The 25,171-nt window shown below is 57.4% G+C and carries 21 protein-coding genes; 10 read left to right on the top strand and 11 right to left on the bottom strand.

Annotated features, from left to right (window positions below):
- Positions 1-72 precede the first annotated feature (72 nt).
- Positions 73-1,878 carry an autotransporter assembly complex protein TamA gene (locus ACR0I1_RS07195; protein WP_480705623.1) on the top strand — a complete coding sequence of 602 codons (1,806 nt, stop codon included), beginning with the start codon at positions 73-75 and terminating at the stop codon, positions 1,876-1,878.
- Positions 1,878-5,960: a translocation/assembly module TamB domain-containing protein gene (locus tag ACR0I1_RS07200; protein WP_480705625.1), complete on the top strand. Its 4,083-nt coding sequence runs from the start codon at positions 1,878-1,880 to the stop codon at positions 5,958-5,960. Before ACR0I1_RS07195 ends, ACR0I1_RS07200 begins: the two co-directional genes overlap by 1 nt.
- Positions 5,961-6,008: 48 nt before the next feature.
- On the opposite strand, the gene fdhF is transcribed toward ACR0I1_RS07200, so the two are convergent.
- The 3 genes from fdhF to ACR0I1_RS07215 all read right to left on the bottom strand — a co-directional run bounded on the left by fdhF (position 6,009) and on the right by ACR0I1_RS07215 (position 11,477).
- Positions 6,009-8,795 carry a formate dehydrogenase subunit alpha gene (gene fdhF, locus ACR0I1_RS07205; protein WP_480705627.1) on the bottom strand — a complete coding sequence of 929 codons (2,787 nt, stop codon included), beginning with the start codon at positions 8,793-8,795 and terminating at the stop codon, positions 6,009-6,011.
- Between the two features lie 11 nt (positions 8,796-8,806).
- Entirely contained in the window at positions 8,807-10,510 is a 1,704-nt protein-coding gene (locus ACR0I1_RS07210) for an NAD(P)H-dependent oxidoreductase subunit E (RefSeq protein WP_480705629.1), read from the bottom strand.
- An 85-nt stretch (positions 10,511-10,595) separates the two neighbouring features.
- Positions 10,596-11,477, bottom strand: a complete 882-nt coding sequence (locus ACR0I1_RS07215; protein WP_170404498.1) for a LysR family transcriptional regulator — start codon at positions 11,475-11,477, stop codon at positions 10,596-10,598.
- Positions 11,478-11,746: 269 nt separating this feature from the next.
- Here ACR0I1_RS07215 and ACR0I1_RS07220 point away from each other — a divergent pair, with 269 nt between their 5' ends.
- Positions 11,747-12,175, top strand: a complete 429-nt coding sequence (locus ACR0I1_RS07220; RefSeq protein WP_480705631.1) for a DUF4275 family protein — start codon at positions 11,747-11,749, stop codon at positions 12,173-12,175.
- Between the two features lie 28 nt (positions 12,176-12,203).
- On the opposite strand, the gene ychF is transcribed toward ACR0I1_RS07220, so the two are convergent.
- Entirely contained in the window at positions 12,204-13,301 is a 1,098-nt protein-coding gene (gene ychF / locus ACR0I1_RS07225) for a redox-regulated ATPase YchF (protein WP_480705633.1), read from the bottom strand.
- Positions 13,302-13,503: 202 nt separating this feature from the next.
- Here ychF and ACR0I1_RS07230 point away from each other — a divergent pair, with 202 nt between their 5' ends.
- From ACR0I1_RS07230 to ACR0I1_RS07260, 7 genes are all read left to right on the top strand, one after another.
- The gene (locus tag ACR0I1_RS07230) at positions 13,504-13,989 is read left to right on the top strand and encodes an acyloxyacyl hydrolase (RefSeq protein ID WP_170397488.1); all 486 of its coding nucleotides are present in this window, start codon (positions 13,504-13,506) and stop codon (positions 13,987-13,989) included.
- A 79-nt stretch (positions 13,990-14,068) separates the two neighbouring features.
- Entirely contained in the window at positions 14,069-14,860 is a 792-nt protein-coding gene (gene trpA, locus ACR0I1_RS07235; protein WP_170397490.1) for a tryptophan synthase subunit alpha, read from the top strand.
- A 163-nt stretch (positions 14,861-15,023) separates the two neighbouring features.
- Entirely contained in the window at positions 15,024-16,190 is a 1,167-nt protein-coding gene (locus ACR0I1_RS07240; protein ID WP_170397492.1) for an alpha-hydroxy acid oxidase, read from the top strand.
- Positions 16,191-16,444: 254 nt separating this feature from the next.
- A complete protein-coding gene (locus tag ACR0I1_RS07245; RefSeq protein WP_170397494.1) occupies positions 16,445-17,098 on the top strand; it encodes a 50S ribosomal protein L25/general stress protein Ctc in 654 nt (217 codons plus the stop codon).
- Between the two features lie 130 nt (positions 17,099-17,228).
- Positions 17,229-17,912 carry an aminoacyl-tRNA hydrolase gene (gene pth / locus ACR0I1_RS07250; RefSeq protein ID WP_480705635.1) on the top strand — a complete coding sequence of 228 codons (684 nt, stop codon included), beginning with the start codon at positions 17,229-17,231 and terminating at the stop codon, positions 17,910-17,912.
- A gap of 72 nt (positions 17,913-17,984) precedes the next feature.
- The gene (locus tag ACR0I1_RS07255; protein ID WP_480705637.1) at positions 17,985-19,148 is read left to right on the top strand and encodes a serine hydrolase domain-containing protein; all 1,164 of its coding nucleotides are present in this window, start codon (positions 17,985-17,987) and stop codon (positions 19,146-19,148) included.
- A 9-nt stretch (positions 19,149-19,157) separates the two neighbouring features.
- Complete coding sequence (locus ACR0I1_RS07260; RefSeq protein WP_170397502.1) at positions 19,158-19,538, top strand: DUF2237 family protein; 381 nt, start codon at positions 19,158-19,160, stop codon at positions 19,536-19,538.
- Here the strand turns inward: ACR0I1_RS07260 and ACR0I1_RS07265 are convergent.
- The 7 genes from ACR0I1_RS07265 to rpsA form a co-directional block, all read right to left on the bottom strand.
- Entirely contained in the window at positions 19,535-20,167 is a 633-nt protein-coding gene (locus ACR0I1_RS07265; RefSeq protein ID WP_480705639.1) for a class I SAM-dependent methyltransferase, read from the bottom strand. The two genes, ACR0I1_RS07260 and ACR0I1_RS07265, sit on opposite strands and share 4 nt — an antisense overlap.
- A gap of 51 nt (positions 20,168-20,218) precedes the next feature.
- A complete protein-coding gene (gene trpB / locus ACR0I1_RS07270) occupies positions 20,219-21,466 on the bottom strand; it encodes a tryptophan synthase subunit beta (RefSeq protein ID WP_170397508.1) in 1,248 nt (415 codons plus the stop codon).
- 67 nt (positions 21,467-21,533) lie between these two features.
- Complete coding sequence (locus tag ACR0I1_RS07275; protein WP_480705641.1) at positions 21,534-21,881, bottom strand: hypothetical protein; 348 nt, start codon at positions 21,879-21,881, stop codon at positions 21,534-21,536.
- Positions 21,882-21,914: 33 nt separating this feature from the next.
- Positions 21,915-22,559 (bottom strand): phosphoribosylanthranilate isomerase, encoded by a 645-nt coding sequence (locus ACR0I1_RS07280; RefSeq protein WP_170424387.1) that lies wholly within the window; start codon positions 22,557-22,559, stop codon positions 21,915-21,917.
- A gap of 9 nt (positions 22,560-22,568) precedes the next feature.
- Positions 22,569-22,919: a LapA family protein gene (locus ACR0I1_RS07285; protein ID WP_170397774.1), complete on the bottom strand. Its 351-nt coding sequence runs from the start codon at positions 22,917-22,919 to the stop codon at positions 22,569-22,571.
- 7 nt (positions 22,920-22,926) lie between these two features.
- Positions 22,927-23,211 carry an integration host factor subunit beta gene (ihfB, locus tag ACR0I1_RS07290; protein ID WP_050603110.1) on the bottom strand — a complete coding sequence of 95 codons (285 nt, stop codon included), beginning with the start codon at positions 23,209-23,211 and terminating at the stop codon, positions 22,927-22,929.
- Positions 23,212-23,481: 270 nt separating this feature from the next.
- Complete coding sequence (gene rpsA, locus ACR0I1_RS07295; protein WP_039532111.1) at positions 23,482-25,158, bottom strand: 30S ribosomal protein S1; 1,677 nt, start codon at positions 25,156-25,158, stop codon at positions 23,482-23,484.
- Positions 25,159-25,171: the final 13 nt, after the last annotated feature.

The raw sequence follows: 25,171 nt of genomic DNA on the forward strand, positions 1-25,171 counted from the left end.
GAATTCAACACGCCGCATTCGTTTTGTTTCGCGGCCATAGCGATTTCGACTTGGGGCAGTTGGAGCCAGACAATGACAGGGAGCAGACCGCGCAGCGATCTGAGAGGCTGGCTTTTTGGTGCGTTTGTGGCCTTGTCCCCCAATCTTGCTACCGCGCTAGAAACGACCCTATCCGCCCCTGGTGCATCTGAAGATCTGGTCGATCGCTTGGAAGAGACTTCATCCATCTTCACCTCGGAATCGCGTGGTCTTGATACGTCACTGGAAATACTGTCGGCAGCTTTGTCCGACTACCGCACCATCGTTCAGATCATGTACGATGAAGGCTATTTCAGCCCCGTCGTCAGCATCAAGCTTGACGGGCAGGAAGCCGCCAAAATCAATTCGCTGAACGTTCCAGCCCAATTCAAACGGGCGACTATCCTTGTCACACCAGGGCGGAAGTTCAAGTTCGGAACGGCTGTCGTGCAACCGCTGGCACCGGGCACGGAACTGCCCGAAGAGTTCGCCACGGGTAAGACCGCGACCACCGGAGCGATCCAACAGGCGGCTTCGGCCGGGGTGCAGGGCTGGCGCGATACAGGCCATGCCAAGGCGGAAGTGGAAGATCAGAAAGTGATAGCGCGCCATGCGCAGGCACGGCTGGACGCGACAATTGATCTGGCTCCGGGGCCAAGGTTGCGGTTCGGCAAAATGATCATTCAGGGCGATACAAATGTCCGCCATCGATCGATCGAGAAAGTCGCAGGCTTCCCGTCGGGTGAGGTTTATTCGCCTGAACAGGTCCAAAAGGTTGGCACCCGCCTGCGGCGCACCGGCACATTCGCTACGGTTTCGCTCAAGGAACATGAAGAACCCAACCCGGATGGCACGCTTGATTTCGACGCAACTTTCGAAGACCTGCCACCGCGCCGCCTGACCTTTGGGGCCGAGATTGCCTCGCGCGACGGGGTTGATCTTACCGCTACGTGGACCCATCGAAACGTTTTCCGGCGAGCCGAAAGGCTGCGGTTCGAGGCGGCAATCCGCAATATCGGCGGTGCCGAGGATATCGATGGACGCATTGGTCTGCGGCTGGATCAACCTGATCGTCTGGGCCCTGACGACAATACATTCTGGAGCGCACTGTTGGAGCGGCGCAATACCGAAAACTACAACGTCACCGTCGCCTCGCTTGCATATGGTGCACGCCGCACATTCTCTGACCGCCTCTACGCCGAAGCCTCGGCAGGTTTCCAATGGTCGGACGCAGATGACGCCTATGGCGATGGGCGCAAGTTTCGATACTTCATTCTTCCGTTCCGGTCAGAATGGGATGAACGCGACAGCAAGGTCAGCGCGACGCGCGGCTATTATCTAGACTCGCAAGTCATGCCCTTTGTCGGGTTCTCCGGATCGGATACCGGCCTGAGAATGTTCTTTGACGGTCGCGCCTATAACGATCTGGGCACCGCCGGTCGGCTGGTGTTGGCAGGCCGGGTGCAGTTGGGATCGGTCCTCGGACCTCCGGCAGATGGTGTGACTCCAGATTTCCTGTTCTTCTCGGGTGGTGCCGGTACAGTACGGGGTCAGCCATTTGAAAGCCTAGGTATCCCCATCGGGGATGGTGTCGCCGGTGGCAAATCTTTTCTGGGGCTCTCAGCCGAGGTCCGAGGCAAAGTCACTGACGCAATCTCGTTGGTTGGGTTTTATGACTACGGTGTGGTCGACACGTCCTCATTCATCGGCAGCGGCGCGGAAGAGCATTCTGGCGCGGGCCTTGGGATCCGTTATGATCTGGGCGGCTTCGGGCCCTTGCGCTTTGACCTTGCGGTGCCGGTTCAGGGCGATACGGGTGACGGGCTGCAATTCTACCTCGGGATCGGGCAAGCCTTTTGATGCGTCGCGTTGTATATCCCCTGTTGCTAAGTTCAGCAGCGATCACCGTTCCCATCGCGGCGACCGCTCAGGACGAGGGCGGCAGCATGATCGAGCAGTTACTGCAAGATACCCTGTCCGGTGATGATCAGAATGTGCGGGTGATCGGCCTTGAAGGAGCTCTGAGTTCGCGTGCGACGATTCAGGAAATCACAGTCGCCGATGACGACGGCGTCTGGCTCACCATTAAAAACGCTGAATTGGACTGGAACCGATTGGCACTGCTGCGCGGTCGGTTCTCGGTCAACACACTATCGGCGCAGGAAATCGATATCGCCCGCGCACCTGGTACAACAACAAAGGACACGCCGCCCCCTTCAGCCGAAACCCAACCCTTCCAACTGCCTGAACTTCCGGTCTCGATCGAAATCGGAGAGCTGCGTGTCGATGACCTGTCTCTGGGTGAGCCGCTGATCGGCGTCGCTGCCGAGCTTGCCGTGAACGGCAACCTATCGCTGGCTGATGGAACACTGGATACTACGCTGGATATCGACCGACTGGACCGCGCCGGGGACACGATTGATCTGAAAGCAGGCTTTCAGAACGACAGCCGCCAGATCGATCTGGACTTGACCGTAGCCGAAGCATCAGGCGGTCTGATCGCAACGGCCCTGTCCATCCCCGATGCCCCGCCGCTTGAGCTGACTGCAAAAGGCTCGGGGCCGATAACGGATTTTAATGCTGATATCGGTCTAAGCAGCGATCAGCAGCTTCGCGTGTCCGGTCAGGTACGACTGCGCACGGCCGAAGAGAGTGGCAACGCCTCCGATGGAATCGCGTTTACTGCCGATGTCGGAGGCGACCTGACGCCGTTTCTGGCCGAAGAGATGGACACGTTCTTCGGTACCGACACACGGCTGTTTGTAGATGGGCGCACCCATTCTGACGGGGCGCTGGATATATCGGATATCGAGATTACCTCGGAAGCGCTGGACCTCAAAAGCGAACTCAGCCTTGCTTCGGGTGGTGTTCTGAAACTGGTCGCCCTGCAAGGTCGTATCACGCCGCCGGAAGGTGACAAGGTCGTTCTGCCCGTCAGCGGCGGCGATACGTCAATCGGCGCGGCTCAGATTTCGGCCTTGTACAATACCGAGAATGGCAATCTCTGGGACCTGAGCCTGACGACCAACAAGATTGAAACCCCCAACCTGAACCTCGATCATGCACGGATCAGCGGGCAAGGCACGCTAGATCAATCCAGCGGGCTGTCGGTCGATGGCGATCTGCAGGCTGTGTTGGATGGCATTGATCTGACAGATGCCGCACTGAATGCCGCCGTCGGAAATCAGATCACACTGGATGGACAGTTCGAGTACGGCAGCGACCAGACATTGCAATTGTCCGGGGTCGAACTGGTCGGCAGCGACTATACCCTAGACGCTGATGCGTTGATCAGCGGGCTTGCGACCGGGTTGCAGGTTGATGGCACGGCACTGCTGCAGGCGACCGACCTGTCGCGTTTCTCGGACCTGGCACAGCTTCAGCTTGGTGGCGAGGCTTCGATCCAGGTGGTTGGCAAGGGCTCACCACTGGAACGCAGCTTTGACGGCAAGGTCACGGTGAATGGGCGTGATCTGGTGACCGGGCGTGACGATATTGATCCAATGATCACGGGTGAAACCGAAATCGTTCTGGATGCCAAACGCGACACCGATGGGGTAACAATTCGCGATTTCACCGTGAATGGCGACGCTCTGACAGCGCAGGCCAGCGGCACGGTCACGACGCCAAATGGCAATCTGACAATTGACGGTCAGGCCAGCGTGAACGCCCCCGATCTGGCGGTGTTCTCAGGCATCGCACAGCGTGATCTGGCGGGCGCATTACAGGCCCGGCTGGATGGCAAAGGCACCGTACAGACGTTGGAATTCGACGGCCAAGCCAGCGTGATCGGAACAAATATCGAAACCGGGATGAGCGAGTTCGACCCGCTGTTGAAAGGCCGGACATCAATCAATCTGGACGGTGCGCATTCGGGCAACCAAATCGTTATTCGAAACGCCACGATCAAAAGTGCTGCTCTTACTGCCGAGGTGGGCGCAACCATCGATGACCCCACCGGAAACATCGCGGTGGATGGAAGCGCCAAGCTGAACGCCCCCGACCTGTCTTTGTTCTCCGGCCTCGCCGGGCTTGATCTGGCCGGGTCGATTGATGCCGACGTCACCGGTCGGGCCGCGCAAAGCAGCAAGGCCTTTGATATCAAAGGCAACCTGAGAGCAGACGACCTTGCCACGGGTATCCAAGCCGTAGATGCGTTGGTACAGGGACGAACCACGCTGAACGTGGATGCCGCCAACGATGATCAGGGGCTGAACATCCGCACTTTCAGTCTGAACGGAACCGCGCTGACCGCAGATGCATCGGGCCGATTGGATCGGGAGGCCGGTGGCCTCGATTTCTCGGCCATGCTGGACGACATCGGCCGTCTATCCTCGACATTGTCCGGGCCGCTCACGCTGGATGGCAACGTCGCCCCTACAGGGTCCGGTTTGGAAGGCAATGCGCGCCTGCAGGGACCTGATAGCTCGTACGCCAATTTAACCGGAACCGTAGAAACCGGTGGCACCGCGGATCTAAATTTTGACGCCCGCCTGAATCGGGTCGAACGTTTTGTGCCCGATTTCCCCGGAACCGTCGCCGCCAGTGGTACCGCCCTCCGCGACGCCGGGATGTGGACCATCGACGCAAAGGCTAATGGCCCCGCCGATATCAATACAACGGTTGCCGGGACCTTTAACGAAACCAGCGGCGAAACGGATCTGAAGATGCAGGGCGGTGTCAACATCGGTATCGCCAATGCATTTATCTCTCCCAACAATCTGGCCGGTACTGCCCGGTTCGATCTGGCCCTGAAAGGGGCACCTGCGCTGGATGCGCTTAGCGGAACGATTTCAACATCCGGCGCGTCGATGGCCTTGCCCGATGTGGGACAGACAATCACTGGCATCGGGGGTTCCGTAAACATCGCGCAAAGCCGCGCCACGATTGCACTGCAGGGTGGGTTACGCGCGGGCGGAGGGTTTACCGTCAACGGCCCGATTGATCTGACGCCACCCTTCAACGCCCAGATAACCACAGCGCTCAACAATCTCGTGCTGACAGACAAGCTGCTCTATGAGACCACATTGAACGGTCAGATCGCCCTGACCGGGGCATTGGCCGGTAACAGTTCGCTGGCCGGGCAGATCAACTTTGGCGAAACCAACATCAATCTTGCAGCCGCCGCAGGAGCAGTCGGCGCAGCACCAATTCCGACGATCCAACACCTGAACGAAAGCCGTGCCGGTTTCGTAACGCGGGAACGCGCCAATCTGGTGGAAACCGAGGATGAGACTAAAAGCAACTCGCGCATGTCGCTCGACATCGGATTGCTTGCACCCAAGGCAGTTTTTGTCCGAGGACGCGGCGTGAACGCGGAACTGGGCGGTCGCATACAGATTGGTGGAACTACAACTTCTGTTGTGCCGTCAGGCCAGATTGAGCTTATCCGCGGTAATATCGATATCCTTGGTCGCCGCCTTGCGCTGACCAAGGGTGTGGTCACTCTGCAGGGTGACCTGACGCCATATATCGAGTTTGAATCGTCCTCCAGCACCTCGGACGGCACCGCAACGATCGAGATCGCCGGGCCGCTGGACTCACCCGAGGTCGACGTATTCTCAGATCCTGAACGCCCGACCGAGGAAGCGCTAGCAATGCTCTTGTTCGGCAACCGGTTCTCAGAACTGTCACCGTTTGTCATTGCGCAGATGGCGGCCTCATTGGCCCAACTCAGCGGCGCCGGCGGGGATACTACCAAAGGGGTGCGCGAGGCCACGGGCCTGGACACTATCGACCTTGGCGCGACTGAGGGCGGTGGGGGCAGCCTTGGTGCGGGCGCATATCTAAGCGACAATCTCTACACCGATTTCACCGTCAATACCGAAGGTGACACCGAGGTGAACTTGAACCTCGACGTCACCGACAGCTTCACGGTGCGCGGCACGGTGGATGGCCGGGGTGAGACGGGCTTGGGTATCTTTTTCGAACGCGACTACTGAAAAAAAGGCGACCCCAAAGAGCCGCCTTTTTTTTCAGTTGATTGAAGACTATTCCGCCGCGACGGCGTCTGCGATCTTTTCGACGCGAATTGCCGAGAACTTGAACTCGGGGATCTTGCCATAAGGATCGATGGCCGAGTTGGTCAGGATATTCGCCGCCGCCTCGACATAAGCGAACGGGATGAACACCATATCTTCGGCAATCGCCCGGTCGGCCCGCACCATGATTTCAATCGAACCGCGGCGAGTAGTCAGACGAATCATATCGCCCGGCTCAATCCCCATCAGTTTCAATGTACGCGGGTTCATCGAGCAGTTCGCTTCAGGTTCCACGGCATCCAGAACGTTGGACCGGCGCGTCATCGACCCGGTATGCCAATGCTCCAGCTGGCGGCCTGTAGTGGCGATCATCGGGTATTCATCATCCGGGGCCTCATCCGGTGGGATGACACTGGCTGGCGTGAACCGGGCGCGACCATCCGCACGTGGGAAACCATCGCCGAACACAATCGCCTGACCTGGGTCTGTCTCGGACAGTGACGGGTAAGTGATCGTCTCCGTCTCAAGCCGTTCCCACGTGATGTTGTCGAGCGAATTCATCGTCAGCTTCATCTCAGCAAAGACCTGAGAAACATCGGAATAATCCCAGTTCAAACCGATCCGCTGCGCCAGCTCAACGGTGATCTTCCAATCCTCGCGCGCCTCACCCGGAGGGGTCACGGCGGGCCGCACCCGCTGTACCTGACGGTTGGTGTTCGACACGGTGCCGTTCTTCTCATAGAGCGCTGAGGCGGGCAGAATGATGTCGGCATAGTTCGCCGTTTCGGTCAGGAAGATATCCTGCACGATCATCAGTTCCAGCTTGGCCAGCGCGTCGCGCGCGTGATTCACATCGGGGTCGGACATGGCGGGGTTTTCCCCCTGGATGTACATACCCTTGATGTTGCCCACATAAGCCTGATCGATGATCTCGGTGACGGTCAGCCCCTTCTCGTTCGAGAAGTCGCGGTCGTCATTCCAGACGTTGGTGAACTTGGCCCGAATGCCGTCGTCGGTAACGGACTGATAGTCCGGCAGGAACATCGGGATCAGGCCTGCGTCTGAGGCACCTTGCACGTTGTTCTGCCCGCGCAGAGGGTGAAGACCTGCACCGGGTTTACCAACATTGCCGGTCATCAGAGCCAACGAGATCAAGCAGCGCGAGTTGTCGGTGCCATGGATGTGCTGGCTGACACCCATACCCCAGAAAATCAGACCGGCCTTGGCTTGCGCAAAGGTGCGCGCCACTCGGCGCAGTTGATCCGGTTCGATGCCACAGATCGGCGACATAGCCTCAGGCGTGAACTGGCGCAGGTGTTCTTTCTCGGCTTCCCAGTTCTCGGTCCAGCGGTGGATGTACTGGCTGTCATACAATTCCTCTTCGACGATCACATTCATGATCGCGTTGAGCATTGAGACATCCGCGCCGGGACGGAATTGCAGCATCTCATCAGCGAACTTGCGCATCCCAACGCCGCGCGGGTCCATCACAATCAGCTTGCCGCCGCGTTTGGTGAACTGCTTGAAATAGGTGGCGGCGACAGGGTGGTTTTCAATCGGGTTGGCCCCGATGATGATCGCCACATCCGCGTTTTCGATCTCGTTGAAGGTCGCGGTCACAGCGCCCGAGCCCACATTCTCAATCAGGGCCGCAACAGATGACGCGTGGCACAGACGGGTGCAGTGGTCGACGTTGTTGTGGCGGAAGCCCTGACGGATGAACTTCTGGAACAGATAGGCTTCTTCGTTGGTGCACTTGGCCGAGCCGAAGCCTGCAACGCTGCGCGGGTCTTTGTCGCGCAAGTCCATCAGCTTGGTCGCGGCCAAATCCATCGCCTCTTCCCACGTTGCTTCACGGAAATGGGTATCCAGGTTGCCGGGATCGACGTTCAATCCCTTGGCTGGAGCATCCTCGCGACGGATCAGCGGCTTGGTCAGGCGATGCGGATGGTGAATGTAGTCAAAGCCAAAGCGGCCTTTGACGCACAGACGACCTTCGTTTGCGGGGCCGTTGATGCCCTCGACATACTTCACCTTACCGTCTTTGACCTTGAGCGAAACCTTACAGCCCACGCCGCAGAACGGGCAGACGCTTTCCGTTTCCGAGTCGTAGTCCTTGCTGTCGCCTCGCTGCTGGTCATCCAGTACGGTTGCTGGCATCAAAGCACCGGTCGGGCAGGCCTGCACGCATTCACCACAAGCCACACAGGTCGAAGCACCCATCGGGTCGTTCTGGTCGAACACCACCTGCGCTGTGTGGCCACGACCGGCCATACCAATCACGTCGTTGACCTGCACGTCGCGGCAGGCCCGGACGCAGAGGTTGCAGTTGATGCAGGCGTCCAGATTGACGCGCATCGCAACGTGGCTGTCATCCAACAGCGGGATTTTCTCGGCCTCTTTCGCCGGGAAACGGCTGTCGCTGACATGGTTCAGCTTGGCCATATCCCAGAAGTGGCTGGAGGCGTCGTGCGCTTCCTCAGGCTGATCCGCGACCAACAGCTCCATGACCATCGCGCGCGATTTCTCGGCCCGGTCGCTGTCGGTCTTAACCACCATGCCGTCGGCTGCCGGACGGATGCATGAGGCGACCAGCGTGCGCTCGCCTTCTACCTCGACCATGCAGGCACGGCAATTGCCGTCGGGTTTGTAACCGGGTTGCGGCTTGTGACACAGGTGAGGGATGGTGAACCCCTGCCCCTTGGCCGCTTCCCAGATGGTCCAGCCCTCGGGCACGGTGACATCTTCGCCATTCAGGTTGAAGGTGACGGTCTTGTTTGGGCTTGCATCAAGCATGGCTGTCTCCCTCAGATTTCGTCAGCGAAATGTTTCATGACCAGGCGGATCGGGTTCGGGGCCGCCTGCCCCAGACCGCAGATCGAGGCATCGCCCATGACCTGACACAGGTCTTTCAGCAGGTCCTGATCCCATTTGTCGGCTTGCATCAGCTTGACCGCCTTTTCGCAGCCTGCACGGCAGGGCGTGCACTGGCCGCAGCTTTCGTCTTCGAAGAAGCGCAGCATGTTCAGTGCCGCATCGCGGGCGGTGTCCTGATCGGACAGAACCACAACCGCAGCGGACCCGATGAAGGTGCCGTGCGGTTGCAACGTGTCGAAATCCAGCGGGATGTCATCCATCGATGCAGGCAACAGACCCGAGGATGGACCACCCGGCTGATAAGCCTTGAAGGTCTGGCCCCCGGCCATGCCTCCGGCAGCCTCGATCACGTCCAGAATGGTCGAGCCAGCGGGCAGAAGGTAAACGCCCGGCTTTGCGACACGACCCGAGACCGAATAGCTACGCAAACCCTTGCGACCGTTCATTTCGGTGCTGTTAAGGCATTCAGGCCCTTCACGGCAAACTTTGGTCACCCAATAGAGCGTCTCGACATTGTGCACCAAGGTCGGGCGGTTAAAGACCCCAACCTGCGCCACGAACGGAGGGCGGTGACGCGGCAGGCCTTTCTTACCTTCGATCGACTCGATCATCGCGGATTCTTCGCCGCAGATGTAAGCGCCAGCACCACGGCGCAGGTCGATATAGCCTTCTTCGACGATCCCGGCTTGTTCGAGCGCGGTAATCTCACGACGCAGGATTTCCAGAACTGCCGGGTATTCGTCGCGCATATAGATAAAGCAGGTCTCTGCCTCGACGGCCCAAGCGGCGATCAGCATCCCTTCGAGGAAGACATGCGGCGTGCGCTCAAGATAGTAGCGGTCCTTGAATGTGCCGGGCTCGCCCTCATCGCCGTTGACAGCCAGATAACGCGGGCCTTCATTCATGCGAACAAAGCCCCATTTCTTGCCCGACGGGAAGCCAGCGCCGCCCAGACCACGCAGGCCCGAGGACAGGACGTCTTCCTGCACCTTCTCCCAATCGCCGCCCTCGCGCAGCTCTTTCAGTTTGGCGTAGCCGCCATTGGCTTCATAAACCGCAAAGGCTTCGTAATCGGGCAGATGGGCGTGGGTGTCATTCGACGCAATCGCGGCCTGCACCTTTTCGGGGGTCGCGTGGTCGATGTGGTTGTGACCGATCTCCAGCACTGGAGCGGTGTCGCAGCGTCCCATGCAGGGCGCACGGACAACGCGGACCTGCGAGGCATCCAAACCCTCTTCCAGCGCTTTTTGCAGCTGCTGGGCACCGGCCATTTCGCAGGACAGCGAATCGCACACACGGATCGTCAACGCCGGAGGAGGCGTTTCACCCTCTTTCACTACATCGAAATGGGCATAGAAGGTTGCGGTTTCGTAAATCTCAGCCTGCCCGATCCGCATCTCAACCGCCAGAGCGGCGATGTGGTCGGCGCTGATATGGCCGTGTGCGTCCTGAATCAAATGCAGAAATTCAATCAGCAGGTCGCGACGTCGCGGGCGGTCACCCAACAGTCGTGCAATTTCCGCTTGTGCCTCGTCCGAGAATTGACGGCCTTTGGGCGTGTGCCGCCCCTTGCCTTTACCTGACTTCCAGACGCCCTTTGGCGCGCCTGATGGCTTGGTGTCTAATGGTGCCATGATGCCCTCCGATTGAGGCCCCGTGTCTCATCAGACTAGCATATCGTCAAATCGCATATTTCAATCGCACGATAACGACAGTTTATCACCGCAAAGACGCCATCACTGTGCGCAAGGCCGCGACCGTGGGTAATTCCGGGTCACGAGTGAGCGTGGCCAGACAAATCGGCTTGCTCACCACGGGTTCGATCAGGGACAGCACCCTTGTGTCCTTCAGGTCGCCCAGCGCCCGCACCAGCACGCGTGGAATCACGGTGGCCGCTAGCCCCTCGCGTGCCATGACCATCGAGGCAGTGAATCCGCTGGTCTCGGCCACAATATCCGGGTGCAAGCCCTGTTCGGCGAATATCCGATCCAGAATCCGCCGGTTCTGCATCTGTGGTTCCAGCAGGCTCAGGGGAAACTCGGCCACGCGGGCCCATGGGATCGGGCCTGTCTCATCGGTCATATGCGAGGGGACCAATAGGACATAAGTTTCTTCGTACAAGCGCTGCACTTGCCGTAGATCGGTACCGATACTGTCGCCATAAGTGATGCCAGCATCCAGACTTCCTTCGTCCAACCGGTGCTGAATGGCCGTTGCAGACATTGTTTCAATCCGGGTCACGATACGTGGATGCGCATCGCGCAACCGCTTCGTGAGACGCCCGGTGAAGGCAATCGCTGTTGGGATCACACCCAAAATAAGCGTGCCGGTGATCTCACCCTTTGCAGCGAGCACCTGTTGTTCCAAAGCCTTGGTGTCGTCGAGAATGCGCCGCGCGCGCTGGACAATCATCTCGCCCTCTTCGGTTAGCCCCTGAAATCGGTTTGCGCGGCGAACGATGGAGACACCCAGCCGATCCTCCAGGTTTCGGATTCGCATCGAGAACGCAGGCTGTGAAATCCCGCATTCCTCAGCTGCCTTGGCGAAATGACGATGCCGCGCCAATGCGCTGAGCAATTGCAGGTCGCGGATTTCGATCATCTAGAGCTGTCTCAAGTATCAGGTCAAAAACCAAACTAACCACATTTCTGCACAAGAGAAATGTGCGAGATGCGAGCATCGTCAATTTGTTGGCTGCCACAGGATCGGCGCTTCAGATACATGCAATACTCGGGTGGTTGAGCCTGCCGAACTGCTGCTCCAGCCCAAATGAAACTAACAGGATCGCATCTTGCCACCTGAGCGGTTTTGACACTTCGCCTTAACGCGCGATATGCCGGTTCAACAACAACATAGAACCGAATTATTCCATGAACCTTACGAGAAACCAAATTGAGGACTTCTTGGTGCGTGAATGCGTCGATTTTGATCCTCTCGATTCCAAAGAAGGTGGTGAGGTTGTTCAATGCTGGCATCAGACATTCGCCGGGAACGTAAAGAAATCAACCGGTTCCTGGATTCACAATCGCTTCCGCTGGCATGGTTTCAGTTACGGGTTTCAAATCGCGCGGGCGGGCGATGACGCTTTAAATTCCTATAAGAACCAGTGGCCTGCCGCGTATGTTATCTTTGATGAAGATATCAAATGGTCGTATAGCTGCCTCTCAGAATCATATCCAGATTTCACATCTTTTGGCGCGGATATCTACGTAGCCCACCACAACATGAAGTGGACAATGGCATTCACACACGAGCAACCCGATATCGGCCCGTTCTTCGCAGAAAATCCGAGGTTATAAGCTGAGCAGTGACTGCTTTGGTGGCTTCTCAGGTGTTGAACAAAAAGTGCATCACATCGCCATCCTTGACGATGTAGCCCTTCCCTTCGGCCCGCATCTTACCCGCCTCTTTGGCACCTTGTTCGCCATTGGCAGCAATGTAGTCGTTATAGGCGATAGTCTCGGCGCGGATGAAGCCCTTCTCAAAGTCTCCGTGGATGACACCTGCGGCCTGTGGTGCGGCGGTGCCGGTGCGGATGGTCCAGGCCCGGGCCTCTTTCGGGCCGACGGTGAAATAGGTTTCCAGCTTGAGCAGGTCGTAACCGGCACGGATCAGACGGTCGAGGCCGGGCTCTTCCAGACCCATTTCCTCTAAGAACATCTGTGCCTCGTCGTCTTCCAGAAGGCTGATCTCTTCCTCGATCTTGGCACTGATAACGACATGAGCATTACCTTGCGCGGCAGCCATCTCAGCGACTTTGGCAGAGTACTCGTTGCCTTCGGCGGCCTCTTCTTCGGACACGTTGCAGACATAAAGCACCGGCTTGGTGGTCAGAAGTTGCAGCATTTTCCATGCCTTGGCGTCTTCATCAGACACTTCAACCAGACGCGCTGGCTTGCCGTTTTCCAGCATCTCCTGCGCCTCGGCCAGCAGGCGGTCCTGCTGTTGCGCTTCTTTGTCATTGCCCTTCAGCTTGCGCACCAGATTGGCGCGACGCTTTTCGATGCTTTCCAGATCGGCCAGCATCAGCTCGGTTTCGATCGTATCGGCATCGGCCACCGGATCAACGCGGCCATCCACATGGGTCACGTCACCATCTTCGAAACAACGCAGCACATGGGCAATCGCGTCGGTCTCGCGGATGTTTGCCAGGAACTGGTTGCCCAGCCCCTCGCCTTTCGAGGCCCCTTTCACCAACCCCGCGATATCCACAAAGGTCATGCGGGTTGGAATGATCTGTTTCGAGGTCGCAATCGCCGCCAGTTTATCCAGCCGGTCATCAGGAACGGCGACATCCCCCACATTGGGTTCGATGGTGCAGAACGGGAAATTCGCCGCCTGAGCTGCCGCAGTTTTGGTCAGTGCGTTGAAGAGAGTCGACTTGCCAACATTCGGCAAACCCACGATTCCCATTTTAAAGCCCATGACGGCCTCCTGATACCATTCGAGCGCCGCTTCTAGGCAGGTCCGGTGCAATGCGCAAGGCAAAGTGCCTGAACACTGCCGCGAGTCTATTCTGCCACATCACAAAATCGACATCGATTTGTGTTCTTGCGTCCATTGAAAACATGCACCTACATTCCTCAATAAAACCAATACCAACGAACGACGGACATAGTAGGTAAAAATGAAATCCCTTGTTATTCTGGCTTTTGCGCTGACAGCCGCTACTGCAGCACAGGCCCAATCCATCATTTTCGGAGCAGGCTACGCAGATTATTCCAGCGCTGAGAGCGAAGATCAGGCGATTGTTTCGCTGGAATACCAGCATCGCTCTTTCTACGAAGCGACCCGTTTCAGCGCCACCTGGGGTGCGTCCCTGTCTGTTGATACCGACGGTGACACGCATGTCGGCGCGGGCCTGATCGGGCTTTACACTTTTGCGGACCGTTGGTTCATCGAGGGCAGTGTCATGCCGGGATACTATAGTGAATCCAATGAACGGAATGATCTGGGCGGCAGCTTTCAGATACGCAGCTTACTGGGCCTTGGCTATACGCTGGAAAGCGGCAACAAACTGTCTGCCGCTATCACTCATATATCCAACGCCAGCACGCAGGAAGACAACCCAGGCGTAAATGCACTTTTGCTGAGATACCATTACGCCTTCTGATCGGAAGCCCACCAAGCGGGATTGATTTTCAGCGAAAGTTTCTGCACATCAGGTCCAAACCCGAGTGCAAGGACTTCCGATGACCCGTATCGACGCCAAATTCGCCGCCCTGAAGGAACAGGACAAAAAGGCATTTGTAGCTTATGTCATGGCCGGGGATCCCGACTACGACACATCGCTGGAGGTCGTGAAGGGTTTGCCCGGCGCAGGTGTCGACGTCATCGAGTTGGGCCTGCCCTTTACCGATCCGATGGCCGATGGCCCGACCATTCAGGCTGCTGGCCAACGGGCGTTGGATGGTGGAATGACATTGCAACGCACTCTGGATCTGGCCCGCGCCTTTCGTGAATCCGATGACACCACACCGATCGTGCTGATGGGATATTACAATCCGATCTACAGCCGAGGTGTCGAGAAATTCCTGGCAGATGCAAAATCAGCGGGGATCGACGGGCTGATCGTCGTCGACCTGCCCCCCGAAGAGGACGAAGAGCTTTGTCTGCCCGCGCAAGCTGCCGGGCTGAACTTCATCCGCTTGGCGACGCCGACGACCGATGACCAACGCTTGCCTCGCGTACTGCAAAACACATCCGGCTTTGTGTATTATGTATCGATTACCGGCATAACCGGTGCTGCCGAAGCGCAGGCAACCGATGTTGGGCCCGAGGTCGCTCGGATCAAAGCTGCAACTGATTTGCCCGTGATCGTCGGTTTCGGCATCAATACGCCAGAAAAGTCTCGCAACATCGCGAGTGTATCCGATGGCGCGGTAGTTGGATCTGCCATTGTCAGCCAGATCGGTTCCGGAAAACCGGTGACCGAGGTTCTGGATTTTGTCAAAACACTGTCAGATGGCGCACACTCCGCCTAACAATTTCTTTCCATTTTCAGATGGTTCTTCACCGCAGCAGGCGCGCCGCCTACTGCGGTGTTTTTAGTTTTGGCCACGCGGCAACCAACCGCAGAAAGCGGGCATTGCGGTGCTTCAAAATAATTGGTAAAGAAACTTAACCAATCCTGCGAGAACCTGATCAATGCCAGTCATTACTAATATCGAAGACCTCAAACGGATCTATGAGCGTCGCGTACCCCGCATGTTTTTTGACTATGCAGAAAGCGGCAGCTGGACCGAACAAACCTTCCGCGAGAACACGTCGGATTTCGAAGATATCCGCCTGCGCCAACGGGTCGCCGTAGACATGACAGGGCGCTCGACCGCATCGCAGATGATCGGGCAGGATGTATCCATGCCCGTTGCATTGGCTCCGGTAGGCCTGACAGGAATGCAGCACGCGGATGGCGAGATCAAAGCGGCCAAAGCCGCCGAAGCCTTTGGTGTACCCTTCACACTGTCGACCATGTCGATCAATTCGATCGAAGATGTCGCTGAAAACACTTCGGCCCCTTTCTGGTTTCAGCTCTACACTATGAAAGATCAGGATTATGTCGGGCGACTTATCCAGCGCGCGAAGGATGCGAAATGCTCGGCCCTTGTCATTACGCTTGATCTGCAAATCCTTGGCCAACGACACAAGGACCTGAAGAATGGCCTATCTGCGCCGCCAAAGCTGACCCCCAAGACCATCGCCAACCTGATGACGAAATGGGCCTGGGGCATCGAGATGCTAGGTGCCAAGCGCCGAGAATTCGGGAATATCGTCGGTCATGTCGACAGTATAACCGACACACGCTCGCTGGGCACATGGACCGCCGAGCAATTCGATCCCAGCCTCGACTGGGGCAAAGTCGAGAAACTGATGGAACAATGGGGCGGCAAGGTGATCCTTAAGGGCATTCTTGATGCCGAAGATGCCAAAATGGCTGCAAAGCTTGGCGCAGATGCAATTGTTGTCTCAAACCATGGTGGACGGCAGCTGGATGGTGCGCTCAGCTCGATCCGGGTTCTGCCCGAGATCATGGATGCCGTCGGCAGTGATGTCGAAGTGCATCTGGATAGCGGCATCCGTTCAGGGCAAGACGTGCTGAAAGCTCTGGCGCTTGGGGCCAAGGGCACCTTTATTGGTCGCGCCTTTGTCTATGGGCTGGGTGCAATGGGTCAGAAAGGCGTGACAACGGCATTGGAAGTGATCCAGAAAGAGCTCGATACAACGATGGCACTTTGCGGTGAACGTAACGTAGCCGATCTTGGGCGCCACAATCTTCTAGTCCCCGAAGACTTTGGCGGTCGCTGGCAGGCTTGATCCTACGCCTCCCACGTAGATGGAGACGCCGCATGGCCGCCCATTGAGCGTCTCGTTCAAGGTACTTGCAGCCAGATGAAGCAGAGGATCCGTCCTTCATCTGGCCGTAAATACCTCGGAGCGCGAGGCAGAGCCTCGCAAAAATCCTCGGGCTACAAAAAGCCCTTTCCAAACCAACTGAATCAAGCTAAGGACGCGGCTTCACGCGGGCATACAGCCTTGGAGGATGCCCGCCCTAACATTGGAGAATTATCATGGCTGGAGAGATTCCTGATCTCGTAGCTCTGGAACGGACGGGGACAGGCAAGGGCGCCGCTCGTCAAGCACGCCGCGATGGCATGGTTCCGGGCATTGTTTTTGGTGGCGATAAAGAGCCGCTGCCGATCCAGATCCCGTTCAACGTACTGTTCAAGCGCCTGAAAGCAGGCCGGTTCAAGTCGACCCTGTGGAACCTGAAAGTCGAAGGTCACGAAGACGTGCGCGTCATCTGCCGCGATGTCCAGCGTGACGTTGTCAAAGACCTGCCGACCCACCTGGACCTGATGCGCCTGCGTCGGACCACCAAGATCGCGCTGTTCATCCCCGTTGAATTCATCAACGAAGAAGAAGCCCCCGGTATCAAAAAGGGTGGCGTTCTGACCGTTGTCCGCCCCGAGGTTGAACTGCTCTGCACCGCCGGTGACATTCCTGAGAAGATCACCGTTGATCTTACTGGCATGGAAATCAACGACGTTGTCACCATCTCTTCGGTTGTGCTGCCCGAAGGCACCAAGCCCACCATCGATCGTGACTTCGTGATCGCCAACGTCTCGGCACCCACCGGTCTGTCGACCAGCGACGACGAAGAGGGTGATGAGGAAGAAGTGGCTGCAGATGAAGTTGAAGTCATCGGCCAGGAAGAAGAATAAATCCGGATCAAATCCAGATTTGAAACGGGGCGCCTTCTGGGGCCCCGTTTTCTTTTGCGTGTACGGGGCTGGAAAACATCCCCTGATCCATGCAATGAGATAACGACGCGAGACTGTAAGGGACAAAGCGATGAAACTGTTTGTCGGTTTGGGAAATCCGGGATCAAAATACGCTCGCAACCGGCACAATATCGGTTTCATGGCGTTAGAGCGAATTGCCCAAGATCACGGGTTTGGTCCATGGAAGTCCAAGTTCCAGGCTGAAATTGCCGAAGGACGTCTAGGCGGCCAGAAAGTGCTGCTAGTCAAGCCGCAAACCTTCATGAACCGCTCTGGCCAGTCAGTGGGAGAGGCAATGCGCTTCTACAAGCTCGACTCGACGGACGTGACCGTCTTCCATGATGAGCTGGACTTGGCACCCGGTAAAGTGCGCGTTAAAGCAGGCGGTGGCCACGCGGGCCATAACGGGTTGCGGTCGATCCACGACCATATCAGCCCGGCCTATGATCGCGTGCGGCTGGGTATCGGTCACCCGGGCCGCAAAGAAATGGTCTCGCCTTATGTTCTAAGCGACTTTGCAAAGGCGGATGCGGACTGGCTGGATGACGTACTGCGCGGCGTCTCGGACGGTGCCACTTATCTTGCCGATGACAAAAGCGGGAAATTCATGAATGCCGTTGCCCTGCGCACTGCTCCGCCCAGATCATCGAAGCAGCCCACTAAACCTGAAACGCCCCCCAAAGCTGCCGCCGAAGCCGTTTTAGCGCCCGATGAGCGTTCGGCCATGCAAAAGCTGCTGGATAAATTCAGATAATCATTCCGCAACGTTGCGCTTGCGCAAAGCCTCAGGCCAAAGTCCAATGTCAGAGGCAAAGGGAGGTGTCGAATGAAAACAGCGCTCAGATGGCTGCTGCGTATCCTGTTGACCTTGGCATTGGCAGCGGCGGTTGTTGGATTTTGGAAACACGAGGAAATCCAGCGCCTGATGGCGGTGAATTCGCTGTTTTCAGAAGAAAAGATCGTCCACAACTTTTCGCATATGGACGAAGCCTTTCTGACGGTCACTCTGCCGCGTGGCAATGGCCCGACTTGGGAGCTGCCGTATGGGCCTGGCTTCGATCTTCCCGATGTAACAGACCAGTGGATCGAAGATCGCTCGGTAACATCCCTGTTGGTGATGCAGGACGGAGAAATTCGTTTCGAAGAATACTATCTGGACACCGGGCCGGATGATCGCAGGATCTCCTGGTCAATTGCTAAAAGCTATTTGTCTGCCTTGTTCGGTATTTTGCTGGATGAAGGCGCGATCAATTCGCTCGACGATCCGGTTGTGCAATACGCACCCGACCTCAAGGGCAGCGCCTATGAGACCGCCACGATCCGCAACGTGTTGAACATGGCCAGCGGCGTGACCTTTGACGAGGATTATCTGGACTATAATTCCGACATCAATCGCATGGGCCGCGTCGTGGCGCTGGGAGGTGAACTGGACGACTTCGCGGCTTCGTTGACGGACAGTTTCGTCGCGCCGGGTGAAACGTGGCAATATGTGTCGATCGATACTCATGTGATCGGAATGGTCATCCGGGGGGCAACAGGACGCAGCGTTGCAGAGTTACTGACCGAGAAAGTGATCACACCGCTGGGATTGGAGCGAGAAGGCTACTACATCACCGATGGAGCAGGCGTTGCATTTGTTCTGGGTGGTCTCAACTTCACAACGCGCGATTTTGCCCGGTTCGGGCAGTTGATTTTGCAGGATGGCGAACGCGATGGACGGCAGATTGTACCCGCGGATTGGATCGACGCCGCTACTTGGCCAAGCGCACCGACCGAACCGGGCAAGATAGGGTATGGCTATCAATGGTGGATTCCGATCGGTGCCCATGAAGGTGAATTCATGGCGCGGGGCGTGTATGGGCAGTACATTTACTTCGACCAGCCACGTGGTGTTCTGATTGTCACGACGGGCGCAGACCGAAAGTTCCGCGATCCAGGTGTCGGTGAGCAGAACATAGAAATGTTCCGCAAAATTGCGCGAAGCCTGTAAGATACCATCATGCAGAAGCAAGACAGCATCAATGTTCTGGGCGGCGTGCTCGCGCCCTGTTCGCGCAAACCACTAACCGGTTTCTTTCGCGACGGTGCCTGCAACACCTGCCCCGAGGATCAGGGAAGCCATACGGTCTGCGCCGTGATGACGGCAGAGTTTCTGGCATATTCGAAATATGTCGGAAATGACCTGAGCACACCCCGGCCTGAATTCGATTTTCCTGGGCTCAAGCCTGGTGATCGCTGGTGCTTGTGTGCGGGGCGCTTTTTGCAAGCCCATGACGAGGGATGCGCGCCCAAGGTGCACCTTGAAGCCACGCACCAGAGGGCGCTGGATATCGTACCTCTCCATATTCTAAAAATGCAGCGCGCTGAAGACGAGCACTAGATGGCGATCGCCCGATATCCGCGAGACGTGCGCGACGGCGGCCCGGTTGGAAAGCCATGCTCGGCCTGCAGATCCCAGCCCGAACGCGCGAGCATCTCCGCCACAATATCCGGTCGATAGGTTCGGTGCCGCCATTGGAACCAGATGATCGCATTACACCAATGTGGCTTGCTGACTACCAACCAAAGCGTTGCACCCGGTTCAACCAGATCGCGCATGCGGCGCAAAGCATCTATCGGATCAACGCAATGCTCCAGAACATGCGCAGCCAACAGGCAGTCAAAACGGGATGCCGGATGGAACTCTTCCAAGCGCGATTGGACAGTCTCGGCGTTTCCACCGCGCCTTTGCAACGCTGACCCTGCCAGTTGCAGCATTCGGGCCGAAGGTTCCAAAAGCGTCACATGCCCTTCGCGCCGGATCACGGCGCGTGCTTCGGCAAAGGCTCCCGTACCGCACCCGATATCCAGTGCGTTACGGCCCAATTCGACCTGCGGGTCCGAGGACAGAAAACCCAGATAGGCATCGAAATACCCCAGCAGACGCATCTTGTCTGCCCAGCCCGGGGCGGCCTGATCGTATTTCTGGTCAAGTCGGTCGGGTCCGGCCTTTGAGGAAACACTGCACATGCAATGTAAACTGGCACAGTTCCTCAAAGGCGCAAAGCCTGTTAGGCCTAATCAGTCCGCTGCGCGACCTTCGGTATCCGACATATCAAAGTTCAGGTACCGTGCGACGGTCTGCACATCCTTATCCCCCCGGCCACACATATTCATGCAGATCAGGTGGTCCTTGGGCAATTCCGGCGCGATTTTCATAACATGCGCCAGCGCATGGCAGGGCTCCAGCGCAGGGATGATACCCTCGGTGGCGCAGCACAACTGGAACGCTTCAAGCGCTTCTTTATCCGTGATCGAGACGTAGTTCGCGCGACCGATGTCGTGCAGCCAGGAATGCTCGGGGCCAATGCCCGGATAGTCCAGACCGGCCGAGATCGAATAGCCTTCGAGAATCTGCCCGTCATCATCCTGCAGCAGATAGGTGCGGTTGCCGTGCAGCACGCCCGGACGACCTCCAGTCAATGAGGCGCAATGCTCCATCTTCTCGTTCACGCCCTTGCCGCCCGCTTCAACACCGATGATATTCACATCCTTGTCGTCGAGGAACGGGTAGAACAGGCCCATCGCATTCGAACCACCTCCGATGGCGGCGATGATGGTGTCGGGCAAACGGCCCTCGGCCTTTTGCATCTGTTCCTTGGCTTCCTTGCCGATGATCGACTGAAAGTCGCGCACCATCGCCGGGTAAGGATGCGGGCCAGCAACGGTGCCGATGCAGTAAAAGGTATCGCGCACATTGGTCACCCAGTCGCGCAGAGCGTCGTTCATCGCATCTTTCAGCGTACCCCTGCCGGATGTCACCGGGATCACTTCGGCTCCCAGCAGGCGCATACGGAACACGTTCGGGGCCTGACGCTGAACGTCATGGGCACCCATGTAGACAATGCACTTCAGGCCGAACTTGGCGCAGACGGTGGCTGTGGCCACGCCGTGCTGCCCTGCCCCGGTCTCGGCGATGATCCGGGTCTTTCCCATGCGCCGCGCCAGAATGATCTGGCCCAGCACATTGTTGATCTTATGCGCGCCGGTGTGGTTCAGTTCGTCACGTTTCAAGTATATCTTTGCGCCGCCCAGATGTTCGGTCAGGCGTTCCGCGTAGTAGAGCGGCGAAGGGCGACCCACGTAGTTTGCCCACAGATCGTCCATCTCGGCCCAAAATGTGGGGTCATCCTTGGCTTTGTCATATTCCTCTTCCAGTGACAGGATCAGCGGCATCAGCGTTTCGCTGACAAAGCGCCCGCCGAAGATGCCAAAGCGGCCTTGTTCATCGGGGCCGGACATGAAGGAATTAAAAAGATCGTTGGCCATGGAAGTCTCCCTCGTCGTACCCGATGTTCATAGGAGGTGATGGAGTGATTTGCCATCGCAAAACGTATCATTCCGCCGCCTGAGCGCGCTGTTCCCATACCTGAAGTGCCTGAACTCGACTTGGAACAGCAATGCAGGGAAATTGACAGAACACATTGATATCTGCCAGACGGGTCGACGCGCGTACTACACGACGATGAGGGCCGGAATGTGCGAATGTCAGCATAGCTTCGACATCATGCCAGACTGTGTATGAAAAATAACAGCCTTGACGCACAAATACCTCGGCATGCAGGCACAGCGCGTCACCGCGTGCCTGCCGCAAGGATTGATGAGCGCGCCAGAAGAACTCGGGCCCGTGATACCATCGTTTAAGTGAAACTCCGCCGATCACCGCCAGCATGCTCTCCCCCATTTTGAGGAGATACGCAGGTTCGTGCAGATCAGATCAACTTGCCGCGTCGATAAAGGCGCGGATCAGCCCGGCATCCTTGACACCCGGAGAGCTTTCGACGCCGGATGAGACATCCACCTGCTGAGCGCCGGTCATTCGCACCGCTTCTGCGACATTGTCAGGGGTCAGACCTCCGGCCAGCATCCATGGCCTACGCCAGTATTTACGACCTGCCAGCAGGCGCCAATCAAAAGACAAACCGTTACCACCAGGCAGCTCCGCGTTTCGCGGTGGCTTTGCGTCGATCAACAGCTGATCCGCCACATCTGAATAGAGATCGATGGCCGCGAGGTCTTCGGCCTCGGCCACACCAATGGCCTTCATTACTGGCAGGCCGAAGTGGTCTCGCACTTGCTGCACACGCTCAGGACTTTCTTTGCCATGCAGTTGCAACATATCCAGAGGCACGATCGAAAGAATGTGATCCAAATCCTCGTCCGTCGCATTCACTGTCAGCGCCACCTTGGCGACGCCCGCAGGCACCTCCTGTGCCAATGTCGCAGCTGTCTGGGGCTCAACATGCCGCGGGGATTTGGGGAAAAACACAAAACCAACATAACCCGCGCCCGCATCCACAGCAGCGCGCACGTGGTCAGGGGCGGTCAGGCCGCAGATTTTAACTCGGATATCAGCGGGCATCTTAGGGCCTCAGCTTGCCTCATCCAGAATGGCCAGCACATCATCCTGACCTTCATTCTGCTTTTTCTTGAGCTTCTTAACTTCACGCTCAAGCTTGCGCACTTCGCCTTGCTTCACGGTCACATCCTTGCGGTGCTTGTGCTCGCGCAGCCATTCCCACAGGAAGCCGATGACCAGGCCGGCAACAACCCCACCCAGCACGACCAGAAACAGCGGCAAGGAGGTTGACAGGTTGAACCCCAGCAACTCGGACAAAGCATCCGGCATAAGCTTAAGTTCAACAATTTGGCGATTGGCCAGCGAAACCGAGACCAGAACGATCCCCAATGCAGCCAGAAAAGCATAACGAATGTAGCGCATCATGAGGCTAGGCTTTACCGTTCAAACGGTCCCTTAGCAACTTGCCAGTTTTGAAAAATGGAACACATTTTTCTTCAACCTGCACAGTCTCACCAGTGCGAGGATTGCGGCCTACACGTGCGTCACGCTTTTTCACCGAAAACGCGCCGAAACCGCGCAGCTCTACACGGTCGCCGCGTGCCATGGCGTCGGTCACTTCTTCAAAAACGGTATTCACGATCCGCTCGACGTCGCGTTGATAGAGATGCGGGTTTTCGTCGGCAATTTTCTGAATCAATTCTGAACGGATCATACGCAATACCCTCCCAGGCGGACGATGTGACAAGCCTATAGTTCTGACAGTATAGGAAAAAACCCGGATCGGGGGAACGGATACTCTGCCAGCAAAGGCGGCATTTTGCGACAATCTCACGCGAATTTTTGCCCGTTGGCCTGATTTCCACACTTCATGCGCGAACGATAGGCAAATTAAACCGACTATTTGGAAGATATTGATTCGCAACAAAAACGGCCCCGCACCATGGTGCGAGGCCGAATTTCATGTTTGGGATACGCCCCGGACTTAGTCGCCCGACTTCAGTGCTGCACCCAGGATATCACCCAGCGACGCGCCCGAGTCGGAAGAACCGTACTGTTCCACGGCCTCTTTCTCTTCGGCGATCTCACGTGCCTTGATCGACAGGCCCAGACGGCGGGTCTTGCTGTCGACGTTGGTGACGCGGACGTCGACCTTGTCGCCGACCGAGAAACGCTCGGGGCGCTGCTCAGCACGATCACGCGACAGGTCCGAACGACGGATGAACGACTTCATGCCTTCGTACTCGACCTCGATGCCGCCATCTTCGATCGCGGTCACTTCGACGGTGATGACCGAACCACGCTTCACGCCGCCCACGGCTTCGGCGAACTTGTCACCGCCCAGGGCTTTGATCGACAGCGAGATACGCTCTTTCTCAACGTCAACTTCCGAGACGACGGCCGAAACCATGTCGCCTTTGCGGTAGTTCTGGATCGCATCTTCGCCACGCTCGTCCCAGGACAGGTCGGACAGGTGAACCATGCCGTCGATGTCGCCTTCGAGGCCAATGAACAAACCGAATTCGGTGATGTTCTTGACTTCGCCTTCGACCTCGGTGCCCTCGGGGTGCGTTTCTGCAAACACTTCCCATGGGTTGCGCTGGGTCTGCTTCAGGCCCAGAGACACGCGACGCTTGGCGCCGTCGATTTCCAGAACCATGACGTCGACTTCCTGGCTGGTCGAAACGATCTTGCCGGGGTGGACGTTTTTCTTGGTCCAGGACATCTCGGACACGTGCACCAGACCTTCGACACCGGCTTCCAGCTCGACGAACGCGCCGTAGTCGGTGATGTTGGTGACGCGACCCTGATGGACCGAGCCCAGCGGGTATTTCGCAGCAACCAGATCCCACGGATCTTCCTGCAGCTGCTTCATGCCCAGGCTGATGCGGTGGGTTTCTTTGTTGATCTTGATGACCTGAACCTTGATGGTTTCGCCGATCGTCAGGATCTCGGACGGGTGGTTCACACGGCGCCATGCCATGTCGGTGACGTGCAGCAGGCCGTCAACGCCGCCCAGATCAACGAATGCGCCGTATTCGGTGATGTTCTTGACAACACCCTCGACGGTCTGACCTTCGGACAGGTTGCCGATAACTTCGGCACGCTGTTCGGCACGCGATTCTTCCAGGATAGCGCGACGCGAAACAACGATGTTGCCACGGCGGCGGTCCATTTTCAGAATCTGGAACGGCTGCTTCAGACCCATCAGCGGGCCAGCGTCGCGCACGGGGCGAACGTCAACCTGCGAGCCGGGCAGGAACGCAACTGCGCCACCCAGATCGACGGTGAAGCCACCTTTGACGCGACCAAAGATTGCACCTTCGACGCGCTGGTCGTCGGCATATGCTTTTTCCAGACGGTCCCATGCCTCTTCACGGCGGGCCATCTCGCGCGAGATGACAGCTTCGCCACGGGCGTTTTCTGCGGCGCGCAGGTACACTTCGACCTCGTCGCCTACAGCGATTTCAGGGGCTTCGCCGGGATTTGCGAATTCTTTCAGATCAACGCGGCCTTCCATTTTGTAGCCTACGTCGATGATGGCTTGGCCGGCTTCGATCGCCAGAACCTTGCCTTTGACAACAGAACCCTCTTCGGGTGTGTCCATTTCGAAGCTTTCATTCAGGAGGGCTTCGAATTCCTCCATGGATGCGTTAGCCATGTGGCGTTGTTTT

It is taken from the genome of Ruegeria sp. B11 (assembly GCF_056539785.1).

Coding starts and splice junctions, on each gene's coding strand:
- ACR0I1_RS07265 (WP_480705639.1), bottom strand. CDS start 20,167: ATGTGCAGTGTTTCCTCAAAGGCCGGACCCGACCGACTTGACCAGAAA.
- ACR0I1_RS07285 (WP_170397774.1), bottom strand. CDS start 22,919: ATGCGCTACATTCGTTATGCTTTTCTGGCTGCATTGGGGATCGTTCTG.
- ACR0I1_RS07230 (WP_170397488.1), top strand. CDS start 13,504: ATGAAATCCCTTGTTATTCTGGCTTTTGCGCTGACAGCCGCTACTGCA.
- ACR0I1_RS07200 (WP_480705625.1), top strand. CDS start 1,878: ATGCGTCGCGTTGTATATCCCCTGTTGCTAAGTTCAGCAGCGATCACC.
- ACR0I1_RS07280 (WP_170424387.1), bottom strand. CDS start 22,559: ATGCCCGCTGATATCCGAGTTAAAATCTGCGGCCTGACCGCCCCTGAC.
- ACR0I1_RS07210 (WP_480705629.1), bottom strand. CDS start 10,510: ATGGCACCATTAGACACCAAGCCATCAGGCGCGCCAAAGGGCGTCTGG.
- ACR0I1_RS07240 (WP_170397492.1), top strand. CDS start 15,024: ATGCCAGTCATTACTAATATCGAAGACCTCAAACGGATCTATGAGCGT.
- rpsA (WP_039532111.1), bottom strand. CDS start 25,158: ATGGCTAACGCATCCATGGAGGAATTCGAAGCCCTCCTGAATGAAAGC.
- ychF (WP_480705633.1), bottom strand. CDS start 13,301: ATGGGCTTTAAAATGGGAATCGTGGGTTTGCCGAATGTTGGCAAGTCG.
- fdhF (WP_480705627.1), bottom strand. CDS start 8,795: ATGCTTGATGCAAGCCCAAACAAGACCGTCACCTTCAACCTGAATGGC.
- ACR0I1_RS07195 (WP_480705623.1), top strand. CDS start 73: ATGACAGGGAGCAGACCGCGCAGCGATCTGAGAGGCTGGCTTTTTGGT.
- ACR0I1_RS07260 (WP_170397502.1), top strand. CDS start 19,158: ATGCAGAAGCAAGACAGCATCAATGTTCTGGGCGGCGTGCTCGCGCCC.
- ACR0I1_RS07215 (WP_170404498.1), bottom strand. CDS start 11,477: ATGATCGAAATCCGCGACCTGCAATTGCTCAGCGCATTGGCGCGGCAT.
- ACR0I1_RS07255 (WP_480705637.1), top strand. CDS start 17,985: ATGAAAACAGCGCTCAGATGGCTGCTGCGTATCCTGTTGACCTTGGCA.
- ACR0I1_RS07220 (WP_480705631.1), top strand. CDS start 11,747: ATGAACCTTACGAGAAACCAAATTGAGGACTTCTTGGTGCGTGAATGC.
- ihfB (WP_050603110.1), bottom strand. CDS start 23,211: ATGATCCGTTCAGAATTGATTCAGAAAATTGCCGACGAAAACCCGCAT.
- ACR0I1_RS07245 (WP_170397494.1), top strand. CDS start 16,445: ATGGCTGGAGAGATTCCTGATCTCGTAGCTCTGGAACGGACGGGGACA.
- trpB (WP_170397508.1), bottom strand. CDS start 21,466: ATGGCCAACGATCTTTTTAATTCCTTCATGTCCGGCCCCGATGAACAA.
- trpA (WP_170397490.1), top strand. CDS start 14,069: ATGACCCGTATCGACGCCAAATTCGCCGCCCTGAAGGAACAGGACAAA.
- ACR0I1_RS07275 (WP_480705641.1), bottom strand. CDS start 21,881: ATGGGGGAGAGCATGCTGGCGGTGATCGGCGGAGTTTCACTTAAACGA.
- pth (WP_480705635.1), top strand. CDS start 17,229: ATGAAACTGTTTGTCGGTTTGGGAAATCCGGGATCAAAATACGCTCGC.